Here is a 1,913-nt window from a genome sequence, read left to right as displayed (position 1 = left end):
GTTGTACGTCGCACTCGGCCCCTCCAGCTGATCCACAAACCACAACCGACGCTGCGCAAAGGACAACGGAAACATCAGGACCCCTCCTGGTTACGTCCTGGCCGCAACGTCGGCCTAGTCTGACTTTTGATATTCAGGCTGCTGTGCAAGTGCATTTGGATGCAGAGCCTGCCGCCTACGGGCATGCGGTATGTCGCGCCCTCGGTAAGTAAACTCACGGCTTGCCTGCCTAGACCAGGAGGTCGGCGCGATTGACCGAGTCGGCCGGGGTGTTGCCTAAGGAGCGGTCATTGGATTCGCACTCGGCATACCCTGCGTATGTCCGCGCCTCGCCACGCAAAGGCCTGCCGAGCAGATGGCCGAGGCCATCGACCACGACCGGGCCGTGGCACCGCTGCCGGCTATTTCACCTCCATCGCCGTGAACCGGTCCAGCCGTCGAGCGCCGCGGCGAAGGCCGACCAGACGGAATGCCGTCCCCCGTCGTCGACCAGACCCAGGCAGTCGGAACCCGGATCGTCGAACGGATTCGGCACGACGCATTCCCTTCCATGAAGCCAACCAGTGGGGTGGTGTCATAGGTGACGGTGACGGCTGTTCCCGTTGAACATCCGCACCATCCGATGGAGGCTTATCGGCGATCCACCGCGGCTCAACGCGATCCACTATCTCCCAGGCCCACACGACGATCAATGATCACCGTCGGCTGGTGCCGGCGGCTCTGGCATCGCCGGTGCCCCTGCCGCAGAAGACACCAGTGCGGTCGTCGCCCCTCTTGGAGCCGTTCAAGGAGACGATCGACGAGTGGCTGCGTGGGGATCTGAGGAGCCGCAGAAGCAGCGCCATACCGTTCAGCGGATCGTGACGGCGGCTGCGGCTGGAATGCGGGGCGGATGTCGCCTACACGACCGGGTGGGACTACGTCTCCCGCCGGCGCCGGGAAATCGCCGAGGCGGTCGGCGCGGCGCCTTCGGCCGAGTCCGTGGTCTGCCACAACCGTCCGGGCATGGACGCCGAGGCCGACTTCGGCGAGGCATGGGTGGATCTGGCCATATGACAGCCTCTCCCTCCAGCTGTGTCCCGGGTGACCCAAAAGAGCCGGTCACGGTAGGAACATCCCAGGTGTGAGGAGTTCAGGCGGCGTTTGGGCTTCACTCCTTTCCACTGCGAGCCGGGACTTCGGGGGCCCATGAGAAGGGCCGGGGGGAAAGGACGGCGGACCGCGACCTGGTCGTTCCCCACGGACGCACCGAGATCGCCTGGCACTCTCGGCTCACCGCCAAAGACACCGAACGAATCGTCCTCGACTACTTCCTGGAGGTGCTGCTGGCCAAGCTCGGCGCGAGGGCCGGCTCCGAAGCCGTCGACCAAGCCCGCCGCGAGGGAAGCTTCACCGCCGTTCACGAAGCGTTCTGGGCCGCGGCGAAGACAGCTGAAGGGGCACCGATGGGTCCACACAACACGTGCTCGCCGGCATCCGATCGGCCCTGGCTGCTGGCGCCCACACCGCCGATGTCGTGGCCATGGATACCCGAAAGGCTGCCCAGGGCCGACGGATGCTCTCCCGCCACGGCCCTCATCGGGCCCGCACCGGCTCTTCCCGGTGCGGCGATCGACACTGCCTGGCCGGGCCTGCGGCTGCCGATCATGCGGGACCATTCCCGGACCTCGTAGCCCGCCCCACGAGCGTGCCCCGCCGACAGGAATCTTCCTGTGCAAGTGCGGCCTAGCGGCACTTGAACAGGGGTTCGTCGTGGCCTGAAGGGTCCGGAAGCACGTACGGCCGCCGCGCCCGACCGGGGTCGGATGCGGCGGCCGATCGGCCCTCGGTACCCCCTTGACTGGCCGGGCCCGGGGGCTCGTCAGTCGGCGGTCATCATCGGTTCCGCCGGTCACGCATCGGACGCAGGGTCG

The 1,913-nt window shown here is 66.9% G+C and carries 1 protein-coding gene; it reads right to left on the bottom strand.

Features of this window, described 5'->3' with window-relative positions; genetic code table 11:
- Positions 1 to 406: 406 nt before the first annotated feature.
- The gene (locus ABZY31_RS31190) at positions 407 to 535 is read right to left on the bottom strand and encodes an MbtH family NRPS accessory protein (protein ID WP_356417050.1); all 129 of its coding nucleotides are present in this window, start codon (positions 533 to 535) and stop codon (positions 407 to 409) included.
- Positions 536 to 1,913 lie beyond the last annotated feature (1,378 nt).

The sequence above is a fragment of the Streptomyces sp. NPDC006529 genome, from assembly GCF_040611795.1.
Taxonomy (GTDB): Bacteria; Actinomycetota; Actinomycetes; order Streptomycetales; family Streptomycetaceae; genus Streptomyces.
This window is presented reverse-complemented; position numbering and strand designations above follow the sequence as displayed.